We start from the raw sequence: 25,802 nt of genomic DNA, 5'->3' as shown, positions 1-25,802 counted from the left end.
CGGCTTCGAAGTTTGGTTCAGAGTTGATATTGTCCACGTATTCAACGTAGCGAATCGTATTGTCAGTATCGAGGACAAAGACTGCGCGTGCCAATAGATGCCACTCATTGATTAAGAGGGCATAATCACGTCCAAAGGATTGGTCGAAATAGTCTGAGAGCATGATGGCATTTTCAATTCCTTCAGCACCGCACCAACGTTTTTGGGCAAAAGGGAGGTCCATAGAAATAGTCAATACGACCGTGTTGTCCAGTCCAGCCAGTTCTTCATTAAAGCGACGCGTTTGAGTTGAGCAGATACCTGTATCGATAGAAGGCACGACACTCAAGACTTTTTTCTTTCCATCAAAATCAGCCAGAGATTTTTTAGAAAGGTCTGTTGTAGTAAGAGAAAAATCGAGCGCCTTGTCGCCGACTTGTAGTTGTTTACCTGTAAAGCTCACAGGATTTCCGAGAAAAGTTACCATAAGATACTCCAATCTTTTTTCTTCCATTGTAGCTGAAACAGTAAGAATTTTCCAATGATTTGACCGGAAATATGGGCATAGAAAAAAACGCCAGCTCGTGTGAGAATGACGTTTTTCAGAGTATTATTTTGCCAATCCTTCAGCAATCTTGTCAAGGTTGTATTTCATCATGTTGTAGTAGCTGTCGCCTTCTTTACCTTGTTCTGCGATAGAGTCAGTAAAGATTTGTGCGTAGATTGGGATGTTTGTGTCTTGTGAAACAGTCTTCATTGGACGGTCATCCACACTAGATTCTACAAAGAGTGAAGGAGTTTTTGTTTGGCGAAGTTTTTCAACCAAGGTCTTGATTTGGTCAGGAGTTCCTTCTTCTTCAGTATTGATTTCCCAAATATAGGCACTTGGGACACCGTAGGCTTTAGAGAAGTATTTGAAGCATCCTTCGCTGGTTACGATGAGTTTTTTCTCAGCAGGGATGTTGTTAAATTTCTCTTTAGCTTCCTTGTCAAGTTTGTCTAGCTTATCAGTATATTCTTTGAGATTTTTTTCGTAGAATTCCTTGTTGCTAGGGTCTTTAGCGCTCAATTGTTTTGCGATATTTTTAGCAAAGATCATACCGTTTTCAAGGTTAAGCCAAGCGTGTGGGTCTTCTTTGCCTTTTTCGTTTTGGCCTTCAAGGTAGATAACATCAACGCCTTCGCTGACTGCAAAGTAGTCTTTGTTTTCAGTTTTCTTAGCATTTTCTACCAATTTTGTAAACCAAGCATTGCCACCTGTTTCAAGGTTGATACCGTTATAGAAAATCAAATCAGCTTGAGAAGTTTTCTTAACGTCTTCAGGAAGTGGTTCGTATTCGTGTGGGTCTTGACCAACAGGAACGATACTGTGAAGATCAATCTTGTCACCAGCAATATTTTTAGTAATATCAGCGATGATTGAGTTTGTAGCAACAACTTTTAGTTTTTGACCAGAAGCTGCATCTTTTTTTCCACTAGCACATGCTACAAGAGCGATGACGGAAAGAAAGAGAACAAGTAATGTACCTAATTTTTTCATTAGATCCTCCAATTTATTGGGGTTTTGCCCCTTATTTTAACAAATGTTTATTTTTCAGTTTCAAATATCGTTGTTTTGGAGCGATAAAGAAGCTAATGAGAAAGAAACTAGCAGCTGTGAGCACGATACTAGAACCTGCCGCAACGTTAAAGCTATAACCGATAAAGAGTCCCAAAACTGAAGCTGTCGCTCCAAAGGTTGAGGAAAGGAAAATCATACTTTTCAGGCTATTAGCATACAGATAAGCAGTTGCAGCTGGGGTAATCAGCATGGCTACAATCAGGATAGTTCCAACACTTTGCATGGCTGTCACAGACACGAGAGTCAGGAGTATCATGAGGAGGTAGTGATAGAAATTGACAGGCATTCCCATGGCTTTAGCCAGAAGTTCATCAAAGGAAGTTATCAAGAGTTGCTTGAAGAAAATCCAGATTAACAAGAGAATGACCGCCCCTACGCCCATAGTGATAAACATATCCGTATCTTGGACGGCTAGAATATTACCAAAAAGGATATGGAAAAGGTCAGTTGAACTTTTAGCGACACTAATCAAGATGATACCGAGGGCTAAGAAAGAAGAAAAGGTAATGCCGATGGCGGTATCGCTTTTGATAATCGAGTTCCCCTTGATGTAGGTAATGATGATAGCAGCTAGCAATCCAAAGACAATGGCTCCGATAAAGAAGTCAACGCCTAAGATGAAGGAGAGGGCTACACCTGGTAAGACAGCATGTGAAATAGCATCTCCCATGAGTGACATCCCACGTAGAATGATGAAACATCCCACAGCTCCAGCTACGACCCCGACGACAATAGCTGTTATCAAGGCATTTTGTAGGAAATGGAATTTTTGCAATCCATCGATAAATTCTGCAATCATAGGTCACCTCCATTGAAAAAGAGTCGATTACCGTAAGCTTCTTTGAGATTGGCTTCGGTAAAGGTTTCTTTGGTTGGACCAAAGGCGATCACTTCTCGATTGACAAGTAAGACTTGATCGAAGTAGTGGGAAACCTTGCTGAGGTCGTGGTGAACGATGAGAACCGTCTTCCCAGCTTTTTTCAAATCTCTCAGCGTATTCATGATGATTTCCTCACTGACAGAGTCAATCCCAACAAAGGGTTCATCCAAGAGGATATAATCGGCTTCCTGCACCAAACATCTGGCAATCAAGACCCGCTGGAATTGACCTCCAGACAGTTGACTGATTTGACGTTCAGCGTAGTCAGCTAGGCCGACGATTTCAAGGGCTTCCTCTACTTTTTTCCAATGTTTAGCATTTAAACTGCGAAAGAGAGGAATAGAAGGAAATAGTCCTAGCGAGACACATTCCTTGACCTTGATGGGAAAGTTGTAGTCGATATTGATCTTTTGTTCGACATAGGCAATTCGGTGTAAGGATTTTTTAACTTCCTTGTCATCGAGAAATGCCTGACCTTGATGTGGGATAATTCCCAGCATCCCTTTTAATAATGTTGATTTTCCGGCGCCGTTTGGACCAATGATTCCGGTAATTGTTGGTCCTTGGAGCACTAGTGAAATATCCTTAAGTGCCAACGTTTCTTTGTAGGAGACACTGAGGTTTTCGATACGTATCATAAATTTGTATTCCTCCTGACTCTTAATATACCTTAAAAAAAAAATTAAGTCAAGTTAATTTTTCAAAAAATTAAAATATTAACTGAAAAACAATAGGAAACATCCGTTTATTTTTAATTGCATTCCCAGGTAATTTTTGTTAAGCTAAAAACAAATACAAATGAAAGCGAGAACAAGATGACACGTTATCAAGACGATTTTTATGATGCAATCAATGGAGAATGGCAGAAGACAGCTGAAATTCCAGCAGATAAGTCTCAAACGGGAGGTTTTGTTGATTTAGACCAGGAAATTGAAGACCTGATGCTGGCGACAACAGACAAGTGGTTGGCAGGTCAAGAGGTGCCTGAGGATGCTATCTTGGCAAACTTTGTCAAATACCACCGCCTAGTTCGTGATTTTGACAAGAGAGAAGCTGACGGTATCACACCTGTCTTACCACTTCTTAAAGAATTCCAAGGATTGGAGACTTTTGCAGATTTCACTGCCAAACTAGCAGAGTTTGAACTTGCAGGAAAACCGAACTTCCTTCCTTTTGGTGTATCGCCAGACTTTATGGATGCCAGAATCAATGTTTTATGGGCTAGCGCTCCAAGCACGATCCTGCCAGATACGACCTACTATGCAGAAGACCATCCTCAGCGCGAAGAACTCTTGACTCTTTGGAAAGAAACCAGCGCAAATCTCCTCAAGGCTTATGATTTCTCTGATGAAGAAATTGAAGACTTGCTAGAGAAAAGACTAGAATTGGACCGTCGAGTTGCAGCAGTGGTGCTCTCTAATGAAGAAAGTTCAGAATATGCTAAACTCTACCATCCATATTCTTATGAAGATTTCAAAAAATTCGCACCTGCTCTGCCTTTGGATGACTTCTTCCAAGCCGTTCTTGGACAAGTACCAGACAAGGTTATCGTAGATGAGGAACGTTTCTGGCAAGCAGCAGACCAATTCTATAGTGAAGAGGCCTGGCCTCTCCTCAAGGCAACCTTAATTTTAAGTGTTGTTAATCTCTCAACTAGCTATCTAACAGAAGAAATTCGTGTCTTGTCAGGTGCCTATAGCCGTGCGCTTTCAGGAGTTCCAGAGGCCAAAGACAAGGTCAAGGCAGCCTACCAGCTAGCACAAGGTCCATTCAAACAAGCTTTAGGCCTATGGTATGCCCATGAAAAATTCTCCCCAGAAGCCAAGGCGGACGTGGAGAAAAAAGTGGCAACCATGATTGATGTCTATAAGGAACGCTTGGCTAAAAATGATTGGCTGACTCCAGAAACTCGTGACAAGGCCATCGTCAAACTCAATGTCATCAAGCCTTATATTGGTTACCCAGAAGAATTGCCAGAACGTTATAAGGACAAGGTAGTGGATGAAATGGCTAGCCTTTTTGACAATGCTCTAGCCTTTGCGCGTGTGGAAATCAAGCACAGTTGGAGTAAGTGGAACCAGCCTGTGGACTACAAGGAATGGGGCATGCCTGCTCATATGGTCAATGCCTACTACAATCCTCAGAAGAACCTGATTGTCTTCCCAGCAGCTATTTTACAGGCGCCTTTCTATGACTTAAATCAGTCGTCTTCTGCTAACTACGGTGGGATTGGTGCAGTTATTGCTCATGAAATTTCCCACGCCTTTGATACCAACGGAGCGTCCTTTGACGAAAATGGTAGCCTCAAGGACTGGTGGACAGAGAGTGACTATACTGCCTTTAAGGAGAAAACACAAAAAGTCATTGACCAATTTGATGGACAGGATTCTTATGGAGCAACCATCAACGGTAAATTGACTGTGTCAGAAAATGTGGCTGACTTGGGAGGAATCGCTGCAGCGCTTGAAGCAGCTAAGAGAGAACCAGACTTCTCAGCAGAAGAGTTCTTCTACAACTTCGGTCGCATCTGGCGCATGAAAGGTCGTCCAGAATTTATGAAACTTTTGGCTAGCGTCGATGTGCACGCACCAGCCAAACTCCGTGTCAATGTGCAAGTACCAAACTTCGATGATTTCTTTACAACATATGATGTCAAAGAAGGAGACGGTATGTGGCGTTCGCCAGAAGAGCGCGTGATTATTTGGTAATGTAAAGAGACAAGTAAAACTCCTATAATTATACCTTCCCTATCTATGTACACCCTAAAAAGTTAGATAGAACAATCTAGCTTTTGGGGTGTAGTTCATAGGGATTATGAAATTGAGGTCTTTTCTTATTTTAAAATTCATAGTAAAATATCCCTCTGTATCAAGATAACAGGAGGATTTTTATGTCTCAAAAGACTATCAACATAGGCTACGCCCGTGTATCTACTCATAAACAAGACCTAGGATTGAAAGTGCAAATCGAAGCTCTTAAACATTGCGATAAACTTTTTATAGAAAAGGAATCTGGTGCAAATGACACTCGTCCTGAACTTACAAAAGCCTTAAAACTGGCCTCTGACTTTTCGAATGATGGCAAGCAGGTTACTTTTACTATCTATAAGTTAGATAGACTGACTCGATCTATGTTTAAGCTGCTAGAACTTATTGAACTATTTAATGAATCTCATATTCAGCTAGTCAGTTTGCATGAAAAACTAGAAACAGGTTCTCTTATTGGCAGGTTACTTTGCATCATTTTAGGCTTTGTGGCAGAAAATGAGCTGGAAAATCTGAGGTTTCGCACAAAAGAGGGACTTCGAAAAGCTAAGGAAAATGGTGTTAGATTAGGAGCAAAACGGATTTCAAAAGAAAAGGAGGAGCGGATACTTAACAAATATCTACATTCAGATATAAGCATACGTAATATTGCAAAAACTGAACAAATTTCTACATCAACCCTATATAAAGTGTTAGAACGTAATAAAGTTGCGAACAATCGTCAAAAAAAACGGAAAATCATTGCTAAAAATAGGGAAAAATGGTAGAATAAAGCCGTAAATTTGTTTCGATTAACGACCGTTTGATAAAACAGTCAAAACAACAATATGAATATTTTAAAAAATGCGAGTTTAACAGTGTTTTTAACCTGTATTAGACTGGTATTTTTTTGTGTATCGTTTAACGGTCGTTACACGATACACTTAGTTCCCTATCTCTAAAGGAGGTAGCTAGTTTTTGGCAACAAAAAATTTAAAAATTATTAAGATATGTAATAGCTGTATTGTTCAGTTAATGGATGAACGTTCATTTAAAGCTTCTATCAAGAACATTAAATGTTTAGATAATGAGTTGACTCAAAATTTTGCTTTTGTGGTCTTGAAAGGAAGTTGATTTTGTCATTTTATAAGCCTAAAAAGGCAATTTTATATTCCTGAGGAGGAAAAATTATGAATAAACTCACTAAACTAGGTATTGTTACCTTTTCTGCTGTCACTCTTAGTGCTGTAGTGCCAACTTTGGTGCATGCCGAGGAAAACGTTGCGCCGCAACCAAATGCTGCTGTTAAACCTAATACTGCTCAACCAATACCTGCGCCAAAACCTAATGGTAGCTGGGTTGATTTCAGTATGCTCGACCCAATCGCTAAACCAAAACCAAAGCTAGACAAAGAAGTTTCAAAACCTGCTGAAAAGCCAGTAGAAGAGCCCGCTCCTGTCGAAAAACCTTCGACCGAGGGCAACATTCTTGCAAACGGAACAGATGAGGCTATCGCAGAGGACAAGAAAAATGCTGAGATCGAGAAAAAATACAACGTCGATCCAACCAATCAGCTACCTGAGCCAGGTCTACCAATCATAACGCCTGAACCAGAACAACCTATAACAGATTCTGAAGAGATGAAGAGGATGGTGGCGGAAGATTTGGCATACAAGAAGGGAGCAGCTAAGACTCAAGAAGAGTACAATAAACTGATATCTGAGGCTAACAAGGAGCTTTGGGCTGTCGACGGAGTTGATATAGATGAACTGCTCCATAAACCAATCCCAGGAGCACCTCCTGGAGCAGTGCCAGCATTATCAGATGTAAGTATTCGAACATATGAAATCCAAGCAGATTTCTTAGATGCTGATCGTGTCAAGGAACATGGATACACTACTGAATCAAGGATTGATAGTCCAAAACGAGTGGAAGTCTGGTCTAGATGGAATAGACATAATAAAGATAGTGCAGACGGAATACTAACAGCAAAAAAATTCTCCGACTACACTTTTAGCCACGTCGTAAAATCAGCTGCAGACCATCCAGATATTGATCCAGATCCAAAAGTTGTCAGAGTTAGCTATGATGCAGCCTATGCTTTGCGTGGTTCTGGCTACAAAAATGGTAAAGGAGATAATCTTTTTCGCTACTATTTTGTTTACACTAAAAATAAACCAGTAGAAGAAAAACCGAAAGATCCGCAACCAGTGGAAACGGAAAAACCTGCTGAAATTTCGAAACCAGCGGAGACAGTTGAATCAACCGTGCAGCCAAAACCATCTGAGAACGAGCCGGTTGAAAATAAACCTGCTGAAACATCTGTTCCAACTCCAAAACCAGCAGAAAACCCTCAACCAGAAGTTAAACCAGCAGAGCAACTACAACCTGCTAATCCAGCAAAACCAGAAGTGAAACCTGCAGAGCAACCGCAGGAAAATAACAGAAAACCAGTGAGAAGATGGCCTCTACGTGACGGAAGCGTTCATGAACACCCTGTTGTTACCTACGCTGATATTGTAGCACCACTTCCTATCAGTGATATGAAGGAAACTTTCAGTGGAATATGGACTGCTGAAAAAGATTTTATCAATAACAAACCAAGATTAGCTTACTTTATAGGTGGCGGGAATAGGTGGATCGAAGAAAATGGGAGGGAATTTTCTCGTGAAGAAATGTTGAAAAGCCATATGTATATGTATCCGATTCGAGTGAAAATTCCAGAATTGGAAGGTAGAAACTATGAAGCGTATACAATTTATACAGGTATTTTTGATGGAAAAACAGGACATGTTGAACTAAACAAAAACACTAACATCACAGGTCAAGGTTACATGGTTTTCCGCACTAAAAAAGAAGACAATGACGTGGAAGTCTATCAATTTTCAAAAAATAGGCAGTTAACACCACTTTATCACCGTTATCAGCTAAATGAGAGAGGAAGAAGCGAGGGAGATTTTGGTTTATACGCAGAAGTTTATCAAACTTACGTTTTCTTATTTAAGAACCACACCGAAAAACCAGCTGAGAAGCCAAGTGAAAATCCTGTAAATCCAGTTACACCAGTTGCTCCAATAACACCGACAACTCCCGTAACGCCTACGCTTAATCCAGCCATCCCAAACAATACTCGTGTTCTTTCGAGCGAAGCTGGAAGCGTTCAAGTATATGGTTCAGAAGCAACACTCAAAAATGTCAGATATATCAGGGTAGAAGAAACTAAGTCGAATTCACTTGAATCAAAAAAATACAAGGCCTTCGACATTCATCTCTATGACGCGAGAGGCAAGGCTATTCAGCCAAACGGCTGGGTTACGGTTAGCGTGTTGGCAAACCAGCCAGTGGAAAATGTTTACTACGTGAATCAAAACGGCAGCTTGTTTGCGCTTGATTTCAAACAAAATGCCGATAAGGTGACTTTTGAAACCAATCACTTTAGTATCTATGCTGTGACTTTCAAAGTTGCCGCAAGCCGTGATAACGGAGGTAGTACAACTCCTGTTCCAGTTGTAAATAGTAATAATACGGAACAAAAAGGAAATGACGTAAATAGTACAAAAACTCAAGCTGAGCCGTTAGCAACTAAGACTGAAACTATTTCGAAACAAGTAGCTAAGACTTTGCCAAATACTGGAGAAAATAACTCAATTCTCGCCACCCTATTTGGAATGTTAACTCTAACTGCTGGATTATTTAGCTTTCGTAAGGAGTCAGAATAACTCCAATTCATAGTTTATCTATCAATTATTTTAGACTGTGAAAAAATCAATTTGAGGAGATAATTTAGAAAATCTTTTCATGATAAAACGCATAATATCGAACTTTCTACACTTGATATTATGCGTTTTTATAATTTTAAAATAGTATAAATATAGTGAGATGAAATAAAATCTGAACAAATCGATTGGAAAATTGAAAGTAATTTATAAAAATGAATTAGAAGTCATGTTGTACTATTCTAATTTCAAACTGCTATAGTTTACTTAAATTGTGATATACATAATCATCAGCTGACTAGAAAAAAGGATTGAAAGTTTTTTCATGAGCAATAGTCGTAGCTGGACCATGTCCTGGATAAACATCGTAGTTTGGTAGGGTGAAGAGTTGGGTCTGGATACTGTGAAGGAGTTGTTCCATGCTACCAGTCGGAAGATCCGTTCGTCCGATGGTTTCACGGAAAAGAGCATCTCCTGTCAAGACTAGGTGAGCATCAGGAAAGACGATAGAAACGCCGCCGATAGAGTGACCTGGTGTTGGCAAGACAGTGAAACGAAATTCCTCCAGTTGATATTCCTTATGAAAGACAAAGGTGTGTTCAGCAGGTTTTGCGACCACATCTGCCATATCATCATGACGAGGGAGACCAGAGAGGTTATCGATAGGAGTATAGAGCCAGCTAGCTTCGCTCTCTGCGATATAGACAGGAGGATTGCCAAAAGTCTCGCGCACCAAGTCCAGACTCATGATATGGTCATAATGGGCGTGGGTCAATAGAATGGCGCAGATCGGTTTGTTGATTTTCTCGATGGTCTGATGAATGGCTTCCCAATGGCTGCCAGGATCTACTACGATGAGGTGCTTTTCGCCTTCTAGGTAATAGGTGTTTTCATAGGCAACAGGATTCACGGTTTTATGGATTTTCATATTGGCTCCAATCTCAAAGAATGTACTAAATTAAGTATAGCACAGTTAGGAAGAATAAGTAAGGATTTAAAATGAACTTAAAAACCAGCATGACTGGATGAAGACAGGCTGGTTATCAATTTATCAATATTGGAGAGGTGTCAATTGCCCTTCATAGGTTGCATAAACTCCGTCATTAGCTTGTTTGATAGATGTGATGTTTAGAGTGCCACCGTAGTTGGCTTCTCGTTTATCGCTATATTCACTATAAGTTATCCTATTGGGCAGGTTCTGGTCGTTAGCATAGTATTGAACGACTGTTTTTTTATAACTTTGCTGGCTGAATAGGAACAGGCAGCTAACTCCTAACACTAGGAGAGCAAAGATAGAAATAGCAGTTTTTTTCATAGGTGTTCTCCTTATAAACTAAAGGATAAAAGAAAGTATCTTGAGGATTTTAATTCCAAAATCCAGTCAAGGTACCAGTGTATGTGACACGAGTTCCACCGTTTATCTTTCGTATCTTCAATGGAATTGGGGAAGTCAGAAAGTCTTTCGGTTACAATATGGTTTCCGTTCTTCTATCTCTCCTTCTATCACCTAAGTTTAAAATCTAACTTCTTAATATATTATAGACTAATAATTCAGAATTATCAATCAATTCTGAATTATTTTTATGAGATTTTGTTATTAAAATTTGAAAGCTAACTTTAAAGTGAAACTAGGTAACAATCATTCGTTTATAATTTTGTCTAAATTTTCAAAAAATTATTGACAAAAGAATAAAAGTGTTTTATAATAAGGTTATTAATTTAAGTAGGTTAAAAATTATGAAATCTAATAAAGAAGATTTAATGGGAAAAGCCGAACTTTTAACTGATTTCTCAGTTGATTCTTCTGTGGTTGAAATCGAATCACTTGGTGAAGTTACTATCAAAATCAAGTGGTAATATAGTATTTAGAGCTTTGAATAATCAAAGCTCTAAATTTTTAGATTTGTTTATTATGAAATTCTCTTATAAAAATAAATTAGTTACAATTAAAATTAAAATCTCTGAACAATACTATACATTTTTAGTTGACACCGGATCAGAAAAAAGTTTCTTAGCTCCTAATAAAGACTTAAAAAACTTTCAAATAGAGTTATCAAATAAAATCCTCGTAAAAGGGGTTGGTAAAAATAAAATCATTCAACATGCATATTTTATACCAGAAATTAAAATCGATAATGAAATTATCTCAAATACTGAATTTCTGATTAAGGATAGAAATGTAATGTTTTATTATTTATCCATTGATGGTGTACTTGGATGGGATATTCTACAGCGTTTTGACTTTGCTATTGATTTTAAAAATAAATATTTTTATATAGGTTCTATCCAACCACCAAAATCTGTCGCAAGTATTCCGATAATATCAAAAAAACAAGCAGTTATTTTATTAGATTACAACGGTGATTCTTACCACACCTTGCTAGATTTAGGTGCCAATAACTCCTTTATTTCTGATGATTTTAGACTCAGTGAAAAAAGTGTAAAACGGAGCATGAACTTTGTTTTAGGAATAAATGGTTTTTCATTGAATAAAATTTCAAAAGTAGACCACTTACTTTTTACATTTAGCGGAGGAAAACTCTTCGTTAAAAACATATCTATCCGATCCTTTAATTTTCAATGGAAAGTAAAGCTCGGAACTGATAGCTTACAAGGTTACACCATTTATTTTATCAATTCAAAAGAAAGGATTGCCATTAGTGAGAAAAAAACACCTTAAAACACAATTACTCATCGGAAATTCGTTGGGACAATTTGGAAGTACTATACTTTCCTTTATCCTTGGTCTTTATATATTAAGAAACTTAGATTCTGTATTTTTATATAGCCTCTCTCAAATAATTGGACCTATAGTAGCAGTTTTACTCCTTCCTTTTTTAGGAAGTATTATAGATAAATACAATAAAAATTTTATTATAAAAACTTCTCAGACCGTCAGTTGTATCGCTCTACTGTTCTTTATACTAAGTGACACTCACATCACATCCCATTACACTCAGATTATAGTCTTACTTATTTTACTTAAAATTTCAGATCAGTTTTTATCAACTACCCTAAATGCTGCTACTATTGGGTTAGTAGGAGAGGAAAATGTTCAATCATTTCGCTCTCAATTACAATTAATTCAAGCTGCTAGTATGATTTTATCTCCAATAATAGCAGTTGCTCTTTTCGACAAAATTTCATTATCTAGTATCATGCTAATTGAATTTTTTATAGAATTTTTAGTCCTAGTAATCTATTGGAAAGTTGAATTTCATCATAAGGTAAAAGAAAGTTCAGAAGATGACTCAAGCATACTCACAATGTCTAAAGAAGGTTTCCAGTTTATTTTTAGATATAAAAAAATTGTTTTTGGATTAATTTTTGTTCTTATGATTAATTTCATACTTGGAATAGTAAATGTTGGTCTCCCATTTCTTCAAATTAAAGAGTTGGCTTTATCCAATCAATCTTATGCATTGAACGACAGTGTCTTAGCTTTTGGACTCTTATTAGGATCAGTTATTGCTTCGAAAATGAGTACGAAAAGTAATTTGAATATTGCTAGATATGCCATTGCTATGGTTGCGTTCGCAACCTGCTTACTGGGATTATTATTAATCTTACATTTGTCCAAAAGTAGCTGGATTGCTATTCTCATTATTTATTTTCTTGTAATTGGTTTATCAATTACAATATGCAATATACTAATTTCTAGTTGGTCAATTCTCAAAATTCCACAAGAATTTCAAGGTAGAGTTTTTGCTGTCTTAAATGCTTTAACACAGGCATTTTTACCAATAAGCATGTTACTCTTTGGATTCTTATTTGATACAATGAACGTGGCCTCTATTTTCACTCTCTCAGGTCTCGTGCTACTCTTGCTTCTCTTTGTATTTCCTTGGATTTTTAAAATTAATCTCACAAATGATGAATTGGAGTAAAATGATGAAAATTAATGATGTGCAACAAATCCTCGACATTACAAATTCAGAATGGAATATATATTATGAGTTAATTACCACTAGCCTTAAGACATCAACTCTTTCACATATGCCTTTCTTCAATCAAATAGACAATATACAATCTATATCACTTTATTCATTGTATCCATTATTATTTAGAAAAGAATTTCAATTATCAGATCAAAATCTGAAAGCATTAATTCCATTCTCTCATAATCACTTTACATCTTTATTTATATTGGACAAGATATATGACTCTCAAAAAGTCGAAGAACCGATTGATTTATTAATCCTGTTAGAACAATATTCAAAAAATATGATGTTTTTAAGTAATGAAATTCATCCCGATGTTACAGAGAATATATGTAAGACCTTAACAGGTCTATACAAAGAAAAATATTGCTATCGATACAATCAAATACTTCCTCTTGAAGAAGAAAGACAATACGCTTACGATAAATATTCATTTGCTAAAATAGCTTTAAAAGTCTTTCAAAGTAGTTCAAACTTCCCTAAAGAGCAGGCTATTTTAGAAGAATTATATGCATCTCATGACTATTTTGCTTATGGTAGACAGATATTAGATGATCTTGAAGATTTTCAACAAGATTATAAAAATAAACAATTTAATATTTATGTAAATAGGTTTCTTATGAAATACAGTGATGAAACACTACCAACCTATGATCAAGCTTTATTTAGAGAATTGTTATTAGAATCCAAACAAGCCTTCGAAAATTCTCTAAATAGTCTCTCACTTGAGTTTACCTACTGGAAAAATTACATCAACTTCTATTTAACTATTTGCGAGAAATATATAAACTGAAATGAAAGAGATGTTTGATAATTCTTCCGATAAACAATCTAGGCGCTTATTTCAAAAAACCACTGCCTTCCCCAGACAAACCTGAGGAAAGCAGTGTTTCTTTGAACACCAATTATTCATACATAAGATAAAAATTAGTCAGAATCGATGTTAAATCAAGCAGAATCTACGCTGATGTAAGAATCCTGCTTGGTTTTTATGTCAAGTATGAATAATTGAGGTTGAAAGTTCTGTAATGGAGCTAGACATCTATTGTTCCTGAAAATAAAATGCACATACAATAGAGGTGTTAGGATGTTTCATTTGATGACAGCTTCGCCCCCTATAAAATGAAATTCTAGTATTGTCTATCAACTGGGATATTTTTGTGTTCAAACTAGTTAAGACATTATCACATTCGAATCACAACTAAGACAGGGAATCGTGGCTATCTAGTTTTCATATTCTTAAAAAAGTGATAAAATGGTAGGAAGAATTGGAGAGTAGAGATGCCAAAAGAAGTGAATTTAACAGGCGATGAGGTTGTCGCTTTAACGCAAAAATATTTATCAAAAGAAGATGTTGCTTTTGTACATAAAGCCTTGGTTTACGCCGTTGAATGCCATAGTGGTCAATATCGGAAATCTGGCGAACCCTACATTATTCACCCTATCCAAGTGGCAGGTATTTTAGCCAAACTCAAGCTAGATGCCGTAACGGTTGCCTGTGGTTTCTTGCATGACGTGGTGGAAGATACAGATGCGACCTTGGATGATTTGGAAAGAGAGTTTGGTCCTGATGTGCGTGTGATTGTCGATGGAGTTACCAAGCTCGGTAAGGTCAAGTACAAGTCTCACGAAGAGCAGTTGGCTGAAAACCACCGCAAGATGCTCATGGCCATGTCTGAGGACATCCGTGTTATCTTGGTCAAACTGTCTGACCGCTTGCATAATATGCGAACTCTGAAACATCTTCGAAGAGACAAGCAGGAGCGTATTTCCAAAGAAACTATGGAAATCTATGCACCTCTTGCTCACCGTCTGGGGATTTCTAGCGTCAAATGGGAATTGGAAGACCTATCTTTCCGTTATCTCAACCCAACGGAGTTTTACAAGATTACCCATATGATGAAGGAAAAGCGCAGAGAGCGTGAAGCCTTGGTGGATGAGGTAGTCACAAAATTAGAGGAGTATACGACGGATCGTCACTTAAAAGGGAAAATTTACGGTCGTCCCAAGCATATTTACTCTATTTTCCGCAAAATGCAGGATAAGAGAAAACGGTTTGAGGAAATCTATGACCTGATTGCCATTCGTTGTATTTTGGATACCCAAAGTGATGTTTATGCCATGCTTGGTTACGTTCATGAGCTTTGGAAACCCATGCCTGGTCGCTTTAAAGACTATATCGCTAATCGCAAGGCCAATGGTTACCAGTCTATCCATACGACTGTCTATGGGCCAAAAGGACCGATTGAGTTTCAGATTCGAACTAAAGCCATGCACGAGGTTGCTGAGTACGGGGTTGCGGCTCACTGGGCTTATAAGAAAGGCATTAAGGGGCAGGTTAACAGCAAGGAATCTGCTATTGGAATGAACTGGATCAAGGAGATGATGGAGCTCCAAGATCAGGCTGATGATGCCAAGGAATTTGTGGACTCTGTCAAGGAAAACTATCTGGCTGAGGAAATTTACGTCTTTACCCCAGATGGTGCTGTCCGTTCCCTTCCAAAAGATTCAGGACCGATTGACTTTGCCTATGAAATCCATACAAAAGTCGGGGAAAAAGCAACTGGTGCCAAGGTCAATGGTCGTATGGTTCCGCTGACAACCAAGCTCAAGACAGGGGATCAGGTTGAAATTGTTACCAACCCCAACTCCTTTGGACCGAGTCGTGACTGGCTCAATATGGTCAAGACCAGCAAGGCGCGTAACAAGATTCGTCAGTTCTTTAAAAATCAAGATAAGGAATTGTCAGTCAACAAGGGTCGTGAAATACTGATGGCCCAGTTCCAAGAAAATGGCTATGTGGCTAATAAATTTATGGACAAGCGCCACATGGACCAAGTTCTACAAAAGACCAGCTACAAGACAGAAGAATCCCTCTTTGCGGCCATTGGTTTTGGCGAAATCGGAGCTATTACTGTCTTTAACCGTCTGACTGAAAAGGAACGCCGTGAGGAAGAACGTGCCAAGGCCAAGGCGGAGGCAGAAGAACTTGTCAAAGGTGGCGAGGTCAAGGTTGAAAATAAAGAAACCCTCAAGGTCAAGCATGAGGGTGGTGTGGTCATTGAAGGTGCATCAGGTCTCCTCGTGCGGATTGCCAAGTGCTGTAATCCTGTTCCTGGTGATGATATTGTTGGCTATATCACTAAGGGGCGTGGTGTGGCTATTCACCGTGTGGACTGTATGAATCTGCGTGCCCAAGAAAACTACGAGCAACGCCTTCTTGATGTGGAATGGGAAGACCAGTACTCTAGCTCAAATAAGGAGTATATGGCTCATATCGACATCTATGGCCTCAACCGTACAGGACTGTTGAATGATGTACTGCAAGTTCTTTCAAACACAACCAAGAATATTTCAACGGTCAATGCCCAACCAACTAAGGATATGAAGTTTGCTAATATCCATGTATCCTTTGGCATTGCTAACCTCTCGACGCTGACCACGGTTGTCGATAAGATTAAGAGTGTGCCAGAAGTTTACTCTGTTAAACGGACCAACGGCTAATTGGCCTAGCTCTTACTAGAAAGGCTATTATGAAAATCATTATCCAACGGGTTAAAAAAGCCCAAGTCAGTATTCAAGGTCAGGTGCAGGGGAAAATCAATCAGGGCCTCTTATTGCTGGTTGGTGTTGGACCAGAGGACCAAGAGGAAGATTTGGACTATGCTGTGAGAAAACTGGTCAATATGCGGATTTTTTCAGACGTAGAAGGCAAGATGAACCTGTCTGTCAAAGATATTGAAGGAGAAATCCTCTCTATTTCTCAGTTTACCCTCTTTGCGGATACTAAGAAAGGCAATCGTCCAGCCTTCATAGGTGCAGCCAAACTTGATATGGCATCGGACTTCTATGATGCTTTCAATCAAAAATTAGCACAAGAAGTGCCTGTTCAGACAGGTATCTTTGGAGCGGATATGCAGGTTGAGCTGGTCAATGACGGACCAGTCACCATTATCCTTGATACTAAAAATAGATAAGAAAGACCAAGCCGACTGGGCTTGGTCTTTCTTATCTATTACAAAATACTCCAAAATGAAATCTGTTCCTGATAGGCCTTTAGGAAGTCTCTTTTCAGGCTTTGGCTTATGCGATAGGAAGGGATGAGATGACCTAGGATGAGTATAGCTCCTTGGAGGAAAAGTGGAATATCACTTAAACATATCAAGGAGAGAATCATCAGGCTATCCCAGAGGAGAATTTGTAAGGCAAAACGCCAGAATCTCGGTCTAATCTGGGAATAGAGTTGACTAAAGTGGTCACAAAGCTGGGTAGAAAGATAGGTCAATAGCACAGGATGAAAGAAAATGAGCCAACCGCTATAAATTAAAATCCAGTCCCAAGTAAGTCTCTCTTTAAATGTCAAAAATGCCAGCATTATTCCATCAATGACAAGAAGTTGAATGGTTTTGATGTAGATGATTTTTTTCATGCTAAAACCTCCTTCTCCTTAGAGACACTCCCATAAAGAGATGTGTTTGTTGTAAAAATCTGGATAGTTTTCTCTTAGGTAGTCCGCCGTCCTATAATATAAAGTAGAATGACAAGCAGTGATGATTGGCATAAGAGAGGGAGAACGCTGAGAACTAACGAAGGTTAAAAGGACAAAAAATAGAAAATCAATGGAGAGAACCCCTAAATAGTAGAAGCGAATCATTTTATTGATTTGAGGATAAATCTCAGAGAAATGTTTTTTGAGTCGATCGACCAAGCGAAATAGCAGTAGTCCTTGAGCAAGGAGGAAAATAAAACCAGAGAGCAAGAGCCATTCTAAAGCTGTCTCGGGTCTAGTGGTAAAAAATGCAAGTAGTAGCAAATCGATGACTGCAATTGCTGTAAAATGGATTCTAAAGAGATTTTTCATAAGATGACCTCCCTCTTCTATCTAGCTTCATTCTACTCCAAAAGAATGGGAGTTACAAGTAAAATGATAAAAAATTTTAGTAAGGAGATTCTATTAGATTTCTTTATTTGAGTTTCCTCCTATTGTTCCACTTCTTCATCATTCCAGACAAATAAAGCTCCGATTGCATTGAGGATATAAAAGATGTATTTACCGATATTGGCAAAGTTTCCTTGAATGCCAGCCTTTGTCAGCTGAACGAAATTATAAATCAACCAAAAGCCCCACTGAGTTGTTAGTTTCAATGCGTTCAAAGCATTGGCAATGAGGGACAGTGCAAAGGCAATAGTTGTCACGTAGGCAAGGAGATTCATCTTTCCTCCATAGCCGATATAGTTGGTCACAAAGGCAAAGAGGAAGGCGATGATTGAAATGATGATGGCCGCCAATTTTAGCTGTTTTTGGCTCATTTGGTTGGGTCTGCCTTCTTGCGAAGCTTCCCATTTCTTAATAGCAAAGGTGTAAATGAGGAAGGTGACAGGATAGGTGATAATGGCCGCCTTATTTCCAAGGATATAATCAATGGTACCAGACAAAATCGTATTGACAATACCAAAGTAATTTCCCCATTTGCTTAATTTTCCCGTGAAACGAGTGGACAACATGGAAATCCCAACGTTGGTTACGGAAATCAATCCAAAAGGAACAAGAGCAGTCCATGGTCCCCAGTCTACGAATTTATCGAGACGTGAGTTGAGGTAACCAGATGCAATCGCAATCCCAACGACCAAAGCAACCCCGAAGAGGTCAAACCATTTGGATGTCGCAAAAATTTTTAGTGATTTTTTCATATATTAAAATATCTTTCTTTTTTTACAAATATTCTACAACTAAATGAAAGTAAAATCAAATGATAGAAATAAAACCCTGAAAATAAAACTTTCAGGGTTGGTTGGGTACTTGAAAAATTAGTCGATTTTCTCGACGTAGAGTTGTTTGGCAATGTCCATACCTACTTGTAAATCCTCTTCGTTACTGAGGATAGTGAAAGTATTGCTGAAGCCATCAAACTGCTTGACTTGGAGAGGATCACCGATGTGAAGTGAGTGCTTATCCAGATAATGGAGAATGTCAAAACTATCGTGCACACGAGTCAGGCGGTAGGCGCCAGCTTCCTTGATGTCAGCTAGTGGCAGGTTATTGATTTCAACCAGGAGTTCTCCCTTGGCAGGAATAGTTCCTCCGTGAGGGCAGGTTTTGGGGAATCCAAGCAATTTTTCCAGTCTCTCCACGAATAGGTCAGAGACAGTATGTTCCAATACCTCAGCTTCCTCGTGAATCTGGTCACTCGTATAGTCTAAATGATGAACTAGAAAAACTTCAATCAAGCGGTGTTTACGGTAGAGTTCAGAGACCAGTTTAAGTCCAAGGTCAGTCAGTAGATAGCCACATTCCTTGTCCTTGAGGATGAGATTTTCACTTTTCATCCGTTTAATCATTTCAGTTACGGCAGGGGGAGATACTTGCATACGAGCCGCAATTTCCTTGTTGGTGATTTTATGTAGGTCTGTGCCAATTTCATAAATACATTTTAGATAATCTTCTTTATTCGGGGTCATTCGTTTCCTCTTGTCTAATCTCTTTATCTAGTATATCAAAAAAAGCTAGATTTCTCTAGCTGTGACTTTTTATGTTATACTTATTGCAAGAGAAAAAACGAGGAGATGAATATGACGAAAATAGCTCTTCTTTCAGATATTCATGGAAATACCACCGCCTTGGAGGCTGTTTTGGCAGATACTCGGCAGCTAGGAGTGGATGAATACTGGCTTCTGGGAGATATTCTCATGCCAGGGACAGGGCGTAGAAGGATTTTGGACTTGTTGGCTCAACTACCGATTACGGCTAGAGTTTTGGGAAACTGGGAAGATAGTCTGTGGCACGGTGTCCGTAAGGAATTGGATAGTACTCGTCCCAGTCAACGCTATCTCTTGCGCCAGTGCCAGTATGTTTTAGAGGAAATTTCCCTAGAAGAAATTGAACTGCTTCACAATCAACCTCTCCAGATTCATCGTCAGTTTGGGGATTTGACGGTGGGAATTAGCCACCATCTTCCTGATAAGAACTGGGGGCGAGAGTTGATTCATACTGGAGCGCAAGAGGATTTTGACCGCTTGGTGACCAATCCGCCTTGTGATATTGCTGTTTATGGACATATTCACCAGCAGTTGCTTCGTTACGGGACTGGTGGGCAATTGATTGTCAATCCAGGTTCAATTGGCCAGCCTTTCTTTCTAGATGCCCAGTTGCGGAAGGACTTGCGAGCCCAGTATATGATTTTAGAGTTTGATGACAAGGGCTTGGTAGATATGGACTTCCGACGAGTAGACTACGATGTGGCAGCTGAATTGCAGCTAGCTAAAGACCTCAAACTTCCCTATTTTGAGGTTTACTATGAAAGTCTGGTCAATGGTATCCACCATACTCATCATCAGGAATTTCTGAGAGAATTGGCCCAGAAAGAGGGCTATGATAGGGAATTAGATGCCTGGCTAAAAGGTGGTAATGATTGACATTACAACTAAAAAGGGTATAATAAAAGAAAAAGAAGAGTAGAGGCAGGCTAGCCTCGTAAAAAGGAGAAGAGGATGCAAATTCCAAGTAGATTTACCATTGCGACTCATATGCTGATAATCATTGCCCTCAAGGGGAAGGAAAGCAAGGTAACCAGTGATTTTCTGGCTGCTAGTGTCGGGGTCAATCCTGTCATTATCAGAAAGACCTTGTCCCAGTTGAAGAAGGCAGAACTGATTTCAGTCGCGCGCGGAACAGGGGGAACAGAGATTGTCAAAGATCTCAAGGATATTAGTCTTTTAGATGTTTATCAAGCAGTTGAGTGTCTTGGTAAAACAGGTCAACTCTTCAGTTTCCATGACAATCCAAATCCAAATTGCCCAGTTGGAGCTCATATTCATGATGTTTTGGATCAAAAATTGGAGAGAATCCAACTGGCTATGGAGGCTGAACTTGGTCAGACCAGTCTAGAACAAGTCGTGGCCGATGCAGAGAGTCAGATGAAGGAGTAATTTTTTCTTTAAAACAAGAAAAGCTTATGAGAAGTTTTTTACCTTTTCATAAGCTTTTTATCTATTCTTCCAAGCTTGGTAACGGGTATCAATCAATAACTGGGTAAGGCGTCCCATGGTTTCTCTTTCTTTTGGAGTGAGGGATTGCGCTTGGACGACGAGATGACGAATGTGTTCAAGCGCCTTTAAGGAAGACAAGTCATTGATGGAGCTAATCCCAGCATCTAGAATGGTGCCAAAGAAGAGGTCGAAGTAGAGCTGGAGTTCCTCGTCAGGGACTGTAGCCACCCACTCCTTGAAGGTTGTGTCGACTTGTTGGCTATCACTGTTGGTCTTATCCAGCTGGACGAAGTGTTTGTCCTCAATCTGCCAACTAAAGGTATCGTGCTGGGCGATACCACCCAAGGCAGTACTGTGCACGATGATTTGGTGGGCCGGAATTTCCAACATCATACCGATGATGGAACCTTGTGGAATGAAGACCTTGGTTCTATCCATTATCCTTTGATAGCCCTCAGTTTGTGTCAGTTCTTTGTGGAGACCAGGCGCATCAAAGGTATAAACTGCTGTGATTTGATCTTGCAAGTTTTGCTCAATTTGACTAGCCGCATAGATGGCTAAATTTCCTCCCTTGGAATGCCCAGCCAGAATGGCCTTTTGCTTAGGATTTTGAGCAAAAAAATCCTGTAAATACTGGAGAGCGTGTTTTTGAGCAGGAATTTCCTTCATATAGGTCAGGTGGAAATCTTCCTTCCAGCCAATGATACTGTCATCTGTCCCTCGAAAGACAATCAGATAGGTATCGAGAGTGAGACGGTAGGTCATAGCCGCAAATTGTTTTTGCAGTTCAGGGTTGATGTCGTTGATAAAATGGGAGAGTTTGCAATTTTTGAAGCGTTTGTGTTGAGCTAGTTCATCTAATAGCTGGAGGCGATTTTTGCTGCTCAACATGTTGGGCTCCCTTGGAACCTGAGGAGCCAGGTCTAAAAGTCGCTGAGGACTTGCGGAGACCAGATTATCAAAGGAGAGGTAGGTGGCTTCTGTTAAGGCTAGAATGTCTAATTCATTTAAAGGAAGGTCGTAATAAGAATCGTATGCGACATCTTTCAGATAGTCAAAAATATTGGCCATAAGAGCTCCTTTCTTTTTATTTATCTTATCAAATTTCCCTTAAATTAGCTACTAGGCTTGCCTCACTATGTTGGTTAAAAACAAGCTATGTCAAATTCAGTTTCAGGCCTTCTAGCATGGAAAAATCTGTTATAATAATAGAAAAGGAGGAGCGCATGCACAAGATTTTATTAGTAGAAGATGATTTGGTCATTCGTCAACAGGTCGGGAAAATGCTCTCTGAATGGGGATTTGAAGTGGTTCTGGTAGAAGACTTTATGGAAGTTTTGAGTCTATTTGTCCAGTCGGAGCCTCATCTGGTTCTCATGGATATTGGTCTGCCTTTGTTTAATGGCTATCACTGGTGTCAGGAGATTCGCAAGATTTCCAAGGTACCTATTATGTTTCTGTCTTCGAGAGATCAGGCTATGGATATCGTTATGGCAATCAATATGGGGGCGGATGACTTTGTGACCAAGCCTTTTGACCAGCAGGTTCTTTTAGCCAAGGTTCAGGGCTTGTTGCGCCGTTCCTATGAGTTTGGACGAGACGAGAGTTTACTGGAATATGCTGGTGTTATCCTTAATACTAAATCCATGGATTTACATTATCAAGGCCAAGTCTTGAATTTAACCAAGAATGAATTCCAGATTTTACGCGTTTTATTTGAACACGCAGGAAATATTGTAGCGCGTGACGACCTGATGCGGGAACTTTGGAACAGTGACTTTTTCATTGATGATAATACTCTCTCAGTTAATGTAGCTCGTTTGCGTAAAAAATTGGAAGAGCAGGGCTTGGTAGGATTTATTGAGACCAAGAAAGGGATAGGGTACGGATTGAAGCATGCTTGATTGGAAACAATTTTTTCTAGCCTATCTGCGCTCCCGTAGTCGTCTGTTTGTCTACCTGCTTTCTTTGACGTTTCTGGTTTTGCTCTTTCAGTTTTTATTTGCCAGTTTGGGAATTTACTTTCTCTATTTTTTCCTCTTGTGTTGCTTTGTAACCATCTTATTTTTCACTTGGGACATATTGGTAGAAATGCAGGTTTATCGTCAGGAACTTCTCTATGGGGAGAGGGAAGCCAAGTCTCCTTTGGAAAGGGCTTTAGCAGAAAAATTAGAAGCGCGTGAGATGGAACTCTATCAGCAGAGGTCTGACGCAGAAAGAAAACTGACGGATTTGCTGGATTATTATACCTTGTGGGTCCACCAGATAAAGACCCCCATTGCAGCCAGTCAACTCTTAGTTGCAGAAGTGGTCGACCGCCAACTGAAGCAGCAATTAGAACAGGAAATTTTCAAGATTGACTCCTATACCAATCTAGTTTTACAGTACCTGCGTTTAGAAAGTTTCCATGATGATTTGGTCTTAAAGCAGATTCAAATTGAGGATTTGGTCAAGGAAATAATTCGTAAATATGCTCTGTTCTTTATTCAAAAAGGCTTAAATGTCAATCTACATGACCTTGATAAAGAAATCGTGACGGATAGAAAGTGGCTGCTAGTGGTTATTGAGCAAATCATCTCAAACAGTCTCAAGTACACCAAGGAAGGTGGTCTGGAGATTTATATGGAGGGGCAGGAGCTTTGTATCAAGGATACGGGAATCGGGATAAAAAACAGTGATGTCCTCCGAGTCTTTGAACGTGGTTTCTCAGGATATAATGGACGCCTAACCCAGCAGTCATCTGGACTTGGACTTTACCTATCTAAGAAAATTTCTGAAGAACTGGGTCACCAGATTCGCATTGAGTCTGAGGTTGGAAAAGGAACGACAGTACGGATTCATTTTGCTCAAGTGAACCTAGTCCTTGAGTGAGAATAGACAATGAGGTTGAGTTAAAACTCATTTTTTCCAGGAATTGAGTTTTTACCCAATCTCTTTTTGCTATATTTCAGGATATTTGAAGACTGTTTTTTACAAAACGAATAATAGTATTTTTAATACGGATATAGTATAAATACTGCTTCAAAGTGAAGTTTTATAGATTTTATAATTTTGTTGAGTATAAAATCTATAAACTAAGGTTGAATTACAAAAATTAATTTGAGATGAAGTGAATTGTAGACTTGGGAAATATCTCCTGTTCGATTTCAGAATGAATCGCTGATACAGGATTGAAAGAACTGCGGTTTTCTTTTTGTTTTGAATGAGATAGGTGCATATAGATTTGTGTAACTGATATAGAACTGCTTCCAAGAATTTGTACGTATTGTAGGTATTTCACACAATAACCTTAGTTGCTAGGAATCCAATTTTAACGGAATTGATAGATACCATTTGTCAGAAATTCAATGTATTCTATGTCGATATTGTGGAGAAAGGGATGATAAAGTTAACTCTTATATATAAAGTACTCATAAACTAAAAAAGTAACTGTTCAAGATTTTCAGTTACTTTTTTAGTTGGATACAGCAAAGTGGTAAATATAAGGTAATAATTATAATGATTTCCAGTCAAACCACCATGAATTTTTTGCTTGAATATTCATGCAAAAACTCCTTGAACAAACATCGCTTAACTTAATTATATGGTATAATTTAATTACATTTTATCACATAGGAAAGTTTATTTTGAAGTTGTCCCATATTTGCTAACGGAGGTGTACTATGTTAAAGAAATTCGGAGAGACATATAAGGTATTTAGAGAATCAAGGAAAATTTCTCTTAGAGATATAGAAAACAAAGGGATATCACGTTCACAGTTATCCCGATTTGAAAAAGGCGAGACAGATCTGACTATTACAAAATTTCTGATAGCACTTGAACAAATAAATGTCCCTATTGAAGAATTCATGTATGCAACTAATGATTTTAAAAGAGATCGTTTCTACCAAACAATAGATGAAGTTAAACAATGTTTCCTTAATCGAAATGTGGCAAAATTACATAAATTATTGACTAAACGCATGGAAAATAATAATTCATCTCTTTTTTCTGAGATGGAAATAATTTTTTTAAAAATCAAACTTCAAGAATTATCAAAAGAAGACTATTCCAATGACACGGATATAAAAAGAATAACTGATTATTTGTTCGGTGTGGATTATTGGGGTGTGTTTGAAATTTTGTTATTTGGAAATATCGTGTATATTTTTAATCATGCTACTTTTCTACTATTATCAAAAGAGATGTTGCATAGAACAGAGTTTTATCACGATATACCAAGCTATAGAAGAGTGATTGCTAGTATGGTTCTAAATGCACTTATTATTTGTATTGAAAGAGATCATCTTGTGGATGCAAAATACTTTGAGAAAAAAATTTCTCAGTTTTATTTTGATGAATCTGAGATTTATGAACGGTTAATTTTTAAATATGCATGTGCTTTTTACGAATTTAAGAAAAATCAGACAACACAGTCAATATTAAAAATGAGAAAAATAATTGGTTTTATGCGTGTAGCAGAATGTGAAAAACTTGCTAACCGATACGATGAGCATTTAAGAAAAATATTAGAGTCATATTTAAATAATGGTATATAGTGCAGATGTGGGACGAAAAATAATTGAATTTATAAAGTGATATACTGTCTTTATAAAAAGATATTGAATTAATGGTGTTAATTTTATTGATAAATCAGGAAGTTTTCTAACTTGTAGTTCAGTACAGTTATCTCTTTTTACAACATATCTAGGTGCAGTTCAGTCTTGTTCTCTTTATAATGGAAGTATTGGAAATATTCATTTTACCTCTATCAAAGAAATATGGGATAGACCTATATTTTACAAACTAGCAAATTATACTTTGAATGATAGTAACAACTGCAGTACTTGTGTGATTGCCAATTATTGCACTCAATGTCCTGGTATCGCACTATCTGAAACAGGGAATAGTAGAGATTGCTCTTCGATATGTAAAAAACAGCATTAGCAAGGAGTA

At 38.5% G+C, this 25,802-nt stretch carries 26 protein-coding genes and 1 pseudogene; 16 read left to right on the top strand and 11 right to left on the bottom strand.

Annotated elements, in window-relative coordinates:
- The 4 genes from tpx to RWO85_RS05395 all read right to left on the bottom strand — a co-directional run.
- On the bottom strand, positions 1-466 hold a 466-nt coding region (gene tpx, locus RWO85_RS05410), incomplete at its 3' end, for a thiol peroxidase (RefSeq protein WP_314414516.1).
- 123 nt (positions 467-589) lie between these two features.
- Positions 590-1,519, bottom strand: a complete 930-nt coding sequence (psaA, locus tag RWO85_RS05405) for a metal ABC transporter substrate-binding lipoprotein/adhesin PsaA (RefSeq protein WP_000733076.1) — start codon at positions 1,517-1,519, stop codon at positions 590-592.
- A 31-nt stretch (positions 1,520-1,550) separates the two neighbouring features.
- The gene (locus RWO85_RS05400) at positions 1,551-2,399 is read right to left on the bottom strand and encodes a metal ABC transporter permease (RefSeq protein WP_050098639.1); all 849 of its coding nucleotides are present in this window, start codon (positions 2,397-2,399) and stop codon (positions 1,551-1,553) included.
- Entirely contained in the window at positions 2,396-3,118 is a 723-nt protein-coding gene (locus RWO85_RS05395) for a metal ABC transporter ATP-binding protein (RefSeq protein ID WP_000619162.1), read from the bottom strand. The genes RWO85_RS05400 and RWO85_RS05395 overlap by 4 nt, the downstream gene beginning before the upstream one ends.
- 177 nt (positions 3,119-3,295) lie before the next feature.
- Between RWO85_RS05395 and pepO the strand changes: the two genes are divergently transcribed.
- From pepO to RWO85_RS05375, 4 genes are all read left to right on the top strand, one after another.
- Entirely contained in the window at positions 3,296-5,188 is a 1,893-nt protein-coding gene (gene pepO, locus RWO85_RS05390; protein ID WP_314414514.1) for an endopeptidase PepO, read from the top strand.
- Positions 5,189-5,370: 182 nt separating this feature from the next.
- Positions 5,371-6,012 (top strand): recombinase family protein, encoded by a 642-nt coding sequence (locus tag RWO85_RS05385; protein ID WP_314414512.1) that lies wholly within the window; start codon positions 5,371-5,373, stop codon positions 6,010-6,012.
- Positions 6,013-6,202: 190 nt separating this feature from the next.
- On the top strand, positions 6,203-6,358 hold the full coding sequence (locus RWO85_RS05380; protein ID WP_314414510.1) for a hypothetical protein: 156 nt from the start codon (positions 6,203-6,205) through the stop codon (positions 6,356-6,358).
- Positions 6,359-6,414: 56 nt separating this feature from the next.
- Positions 6,415-8,943, top strand: a complete 2,529-nt coding sequence (locus RWO85_RS05375; RefSeq protein ID WP_314414509.1) for an LPXTG cell wall anchor domain-containing protein — start codon at positions 6,415-6,417, stop codon at positions 8,941-8,943.
- Positions 8,944-9,238: 295 nt separating this feature from the next.
- On the opposite strand, the gene RWO85_RS05370 is transcribed toward RWO85_RS05375, so the two are convergent.
- Complete coding sequence (locus RWO85_RS05370; RefSeq protein WP_314414507.1) at positions 9,239-9,868, bottom strand: MBL fold metallo-hydrolase; 630 nt, start codon at positions 9,866-9,868, stop codon at positions 9,239-9,241.
- A gap of 123 nt (positions 9,869-9,991) precedes the next feature.
- Positions 9,992-10,219, bottom strand: coding sequence for a hypothetical protein (locus RWO85_RS05365; protein WP_313970275.1), 228 nt, complete (start codon positions 10,217-10,219; stop codon positions 9,992-9,994).
- A 549-nt stretch (positions 10,220-10,768) separates the two neighbouring features.
- On the opposite strand from RWO85_RS05365, the gene RWO85_RS05360 reads away from it, so the two are divergent.
- From RWO85_RS05360 to dtd, 5 genes are all read left to right on the top strand, one after another.
- Positions 10,769-11,620 carry an aspartyl protease family protein gene (locus tag RWO85_RS05360; protein ID WP_314414506.1) on the top strand — a complete coding sequence of 284 codons (852 nt, stop codon included), beginning with the start codon at positions 10,769-10,771 and terminating at the stop codon, positions 11,618-11,620.
- Positions 11,601-12,827, top strand: coding sequence for an MFS transporter (locus RWO85_RS05355; RefSeq protein ID WP_314414504.1), 1,227 nt, complete (start codon positions 11,601-11,603; stop codon positions 12,825-12,827). Before RWO85_RS05360 ends, RWO85_RS05355 begins: the two co-directional genes overlap by 20 nt.
- A 4-nt stretch (positions 12,828-12,831) precedes the next feature.
- The gene (locus RWO85_RS05350) at positions 12,832-13,674 is read left to right on the top strand and encodes a hypothetical protein (RefSeq protein WP_314414502.1); all 843 of its coding nucleotides are present in this window, start codon (positions 12,832-12,834) and stop codon (positions 13,672-13,674) included.
- Between the two features lie 488 nt (positions 13,675-14,162).
- Positions 14,163-16,385: a bifunctional (p)ppGpp synthetase/guanosine-3',5'-bis(diphosphate) 3'-pyrophosphohydrolase gene (locus tag RWO85_RS05345; RefSeq protein WP_314414500.1), complete on the top strand. Its 2,223-nt coding sequence runs from the start codon at positions 14,163-14,165 to the stop codon at positions 16,383-16,385.
- A gap of 29 nt (positions 16,386-16,414) precedes the next feature.
- Entirely contained in the window at positions 16,415-16,858 is a 444-nt protein-coding gene (dtd, locus tag RWO85_RS05340; RefSeq protein WP_314414498.1) for a D-aminoacyl-tRNA deacylase, read from the top strand.
- A 38-nt stretch (positions 16,859-16,896) separates the two neighbouring features.
- On the opposite strand, the gene RWO85_RS05335 is transcribed toward dtd, so the two are convergent.
- From RWO85_RS05335 to RWO85_RS05320, 4 genes are all read right to left on the bottom strand, one after another.
- Positions 16,897-17,310 carry a hypothetical protein gene (locus tag RWO85_RS05335; protein WP_314414497.1) on the bottom strand — a complete coding sequence of 138 codons (414 nt, stop codon included), beginning with the start codon at positions 17,308-17,310 and terminating at the stop codon, positions 16,897-16,899.
- A gap of 18 nt (positions 17,311-17,328) precedes the next feature.
- Positions 17,329-17,742 carry a hypothetical protein gene (locus RWO85_RS05330; RefSeq protein WP_314414496.1) on the bottom strand — a complete coding sequence of 138 codons (414 nt, stop codon included), beginning with the start codon at positions 17,740-17,742 and terminating at the stop codon, positions 17,329-17,331.
- Between the two features lie 119 nt (positions 17,743-17,861).
- On the bottom strand, positions 17,862-18,572 hold the full coding sequence (locus RWO85_RS05325) for a nicotinamide mononucleotide transporter (RefSeq protein WP_173277945.1): 711 nt from the start codon (positions 18,570-18,572) through the stop codon (positions 17,862-17,864).
- A 117-nt stretch (positions 18,573-18,689) separates the two neighbouring features.
- A complete protein-coding gene (locus RWO85_RS05320; RefSeq protein WP_314414495.1) occupies positions 18,690-19,340 on the bottom strand; it encodes a metal-dependent transcriptional regulator in 651 nt (216 codons plus the stop codon).
- Between the two features lie 111 nt (positions 19,341-19,451).
- Here RWO85_RS05320 and RWO85_RS05315 point away from each other — a divergent pair, with 111 nt between their 5' ends.
- Together RWO85_RS05315 and RWO85_RS05310 are read left to right on the top strand one after the other, a co-directional pair.
- A complete protein-coding gene (locus RWO85_RS05315; protein ID WP_268707468.1) occupies positions 19,452-20,294 on the top strand; it encodes a metallophosphoesterase in 843 nt (280 codons plus the stop codon).
- 75 nt (positions 20,295-20,369) lie between these two features.
- Complete coding sequence (locus tag RWO85_RS05310; RefSeq protein ID WP_001166796.1) at positions 20,370-20,807, top strand: Rrf2 family transcriptional regulator; 438 nt, start codon at positions 20,370-20,372, stop codon at positions 20,805-20,807.
- Between the two features lie 57 nt (positions 20,808-20,864).
- On the opposite strand, the gene RWO85_RS05305 is transcribed toward RWO85_RS05310, so the two are convergent.
- Entirely contained in the window at positions 20,865-21,938 is a 1,074-nt protein-coding gene (locus tag RWO85_RS05305) for a DUF2974 domain-containing protein (protein WP_314414494.1), read from the bottom strand.
- Positions 21,939-22,093: 155 nt separating this feature from the next.
- Here RWO85_RS05305 and RWO85_RS05300 point away from each other — a divergent pair, with 155 nt between their 5' ends.
- The 5 genes and pseudogenes from RWO85_RS05300 (at position 22,094) to RWO85_RS05280 (ending at position 25,793) form a co-directional block, all read left to right on the top strand.
- Positions 22,094-22,771: a response regulator transcription factor gene (locus RWO85_RS05300; protein WP_050074198.1), complete on the top strand. Its 678-nt coding sequence runs from the start codon at positions 22,094-22,096 to the stop codon at positions 22,769-22,771.
- Positions 22,764-23,738 (top strand): sensor histidine kinase, encoded by a 975-nt coding sequence (locus RWO85_RS05295; protein WP_314414492.1) that lies wholly within the window; start codon positions 22,764-22,766, stop codon positions 23,736-23,738. Before RWO85_RS05300 ends, RWO85_RS05295 begins: the two co-directional genes overlap by 8 nt.
- A gap of 381 nt (positions 23,739-24,119) precedes the next feature.
- Positions 24,120-24,237 (top strand): annotated as a pseudogene (locus RWO85_RS10385) (XRE family transcriptional regulator); the annotation flags it as partial.
- Between the two features lie 292 nt (positions 24,238-24,529).
- The gene (locus RWO85_RS05285; protein ID WP_314414490.1) at positions 24,530-25,405 is read left to right on the top strand and encodes a helix-turn-helix domain-containing protein; all 876 of its coding nucleotides are present in this window, start codon (positions 24,530-24,532) and stop codon (positions 25,403-25,405) included.
- Positions 25,406-25,472: 67 nt separating this feature from the next.
- Complete coding sequence (locus RWO85_RS05280; RefSeq protein ID WP_314414518.1) at positions 25,473-25,793, top strand: SPASM domain-containing protein; 321 nt, start codon at positions 25,473-25,475, stop codon at positions 25,791-25,793.
- Positions 25,794-25,802 lie beyond the last annotated feature (9 nt).

Source organism: uncultured Streptococcus sp., from assembly GCF_963521865.1.
Classification (GTDB): domain Bacteria; phylum Bacillota; class Bacilli; order Lactobacillales; family Streptococcaceae; genus Streptococcus.
Note: the sequence above shows the minus strand (reverse complement) of the source record. Positions and strands in the feature narration are given on the sequence as shown.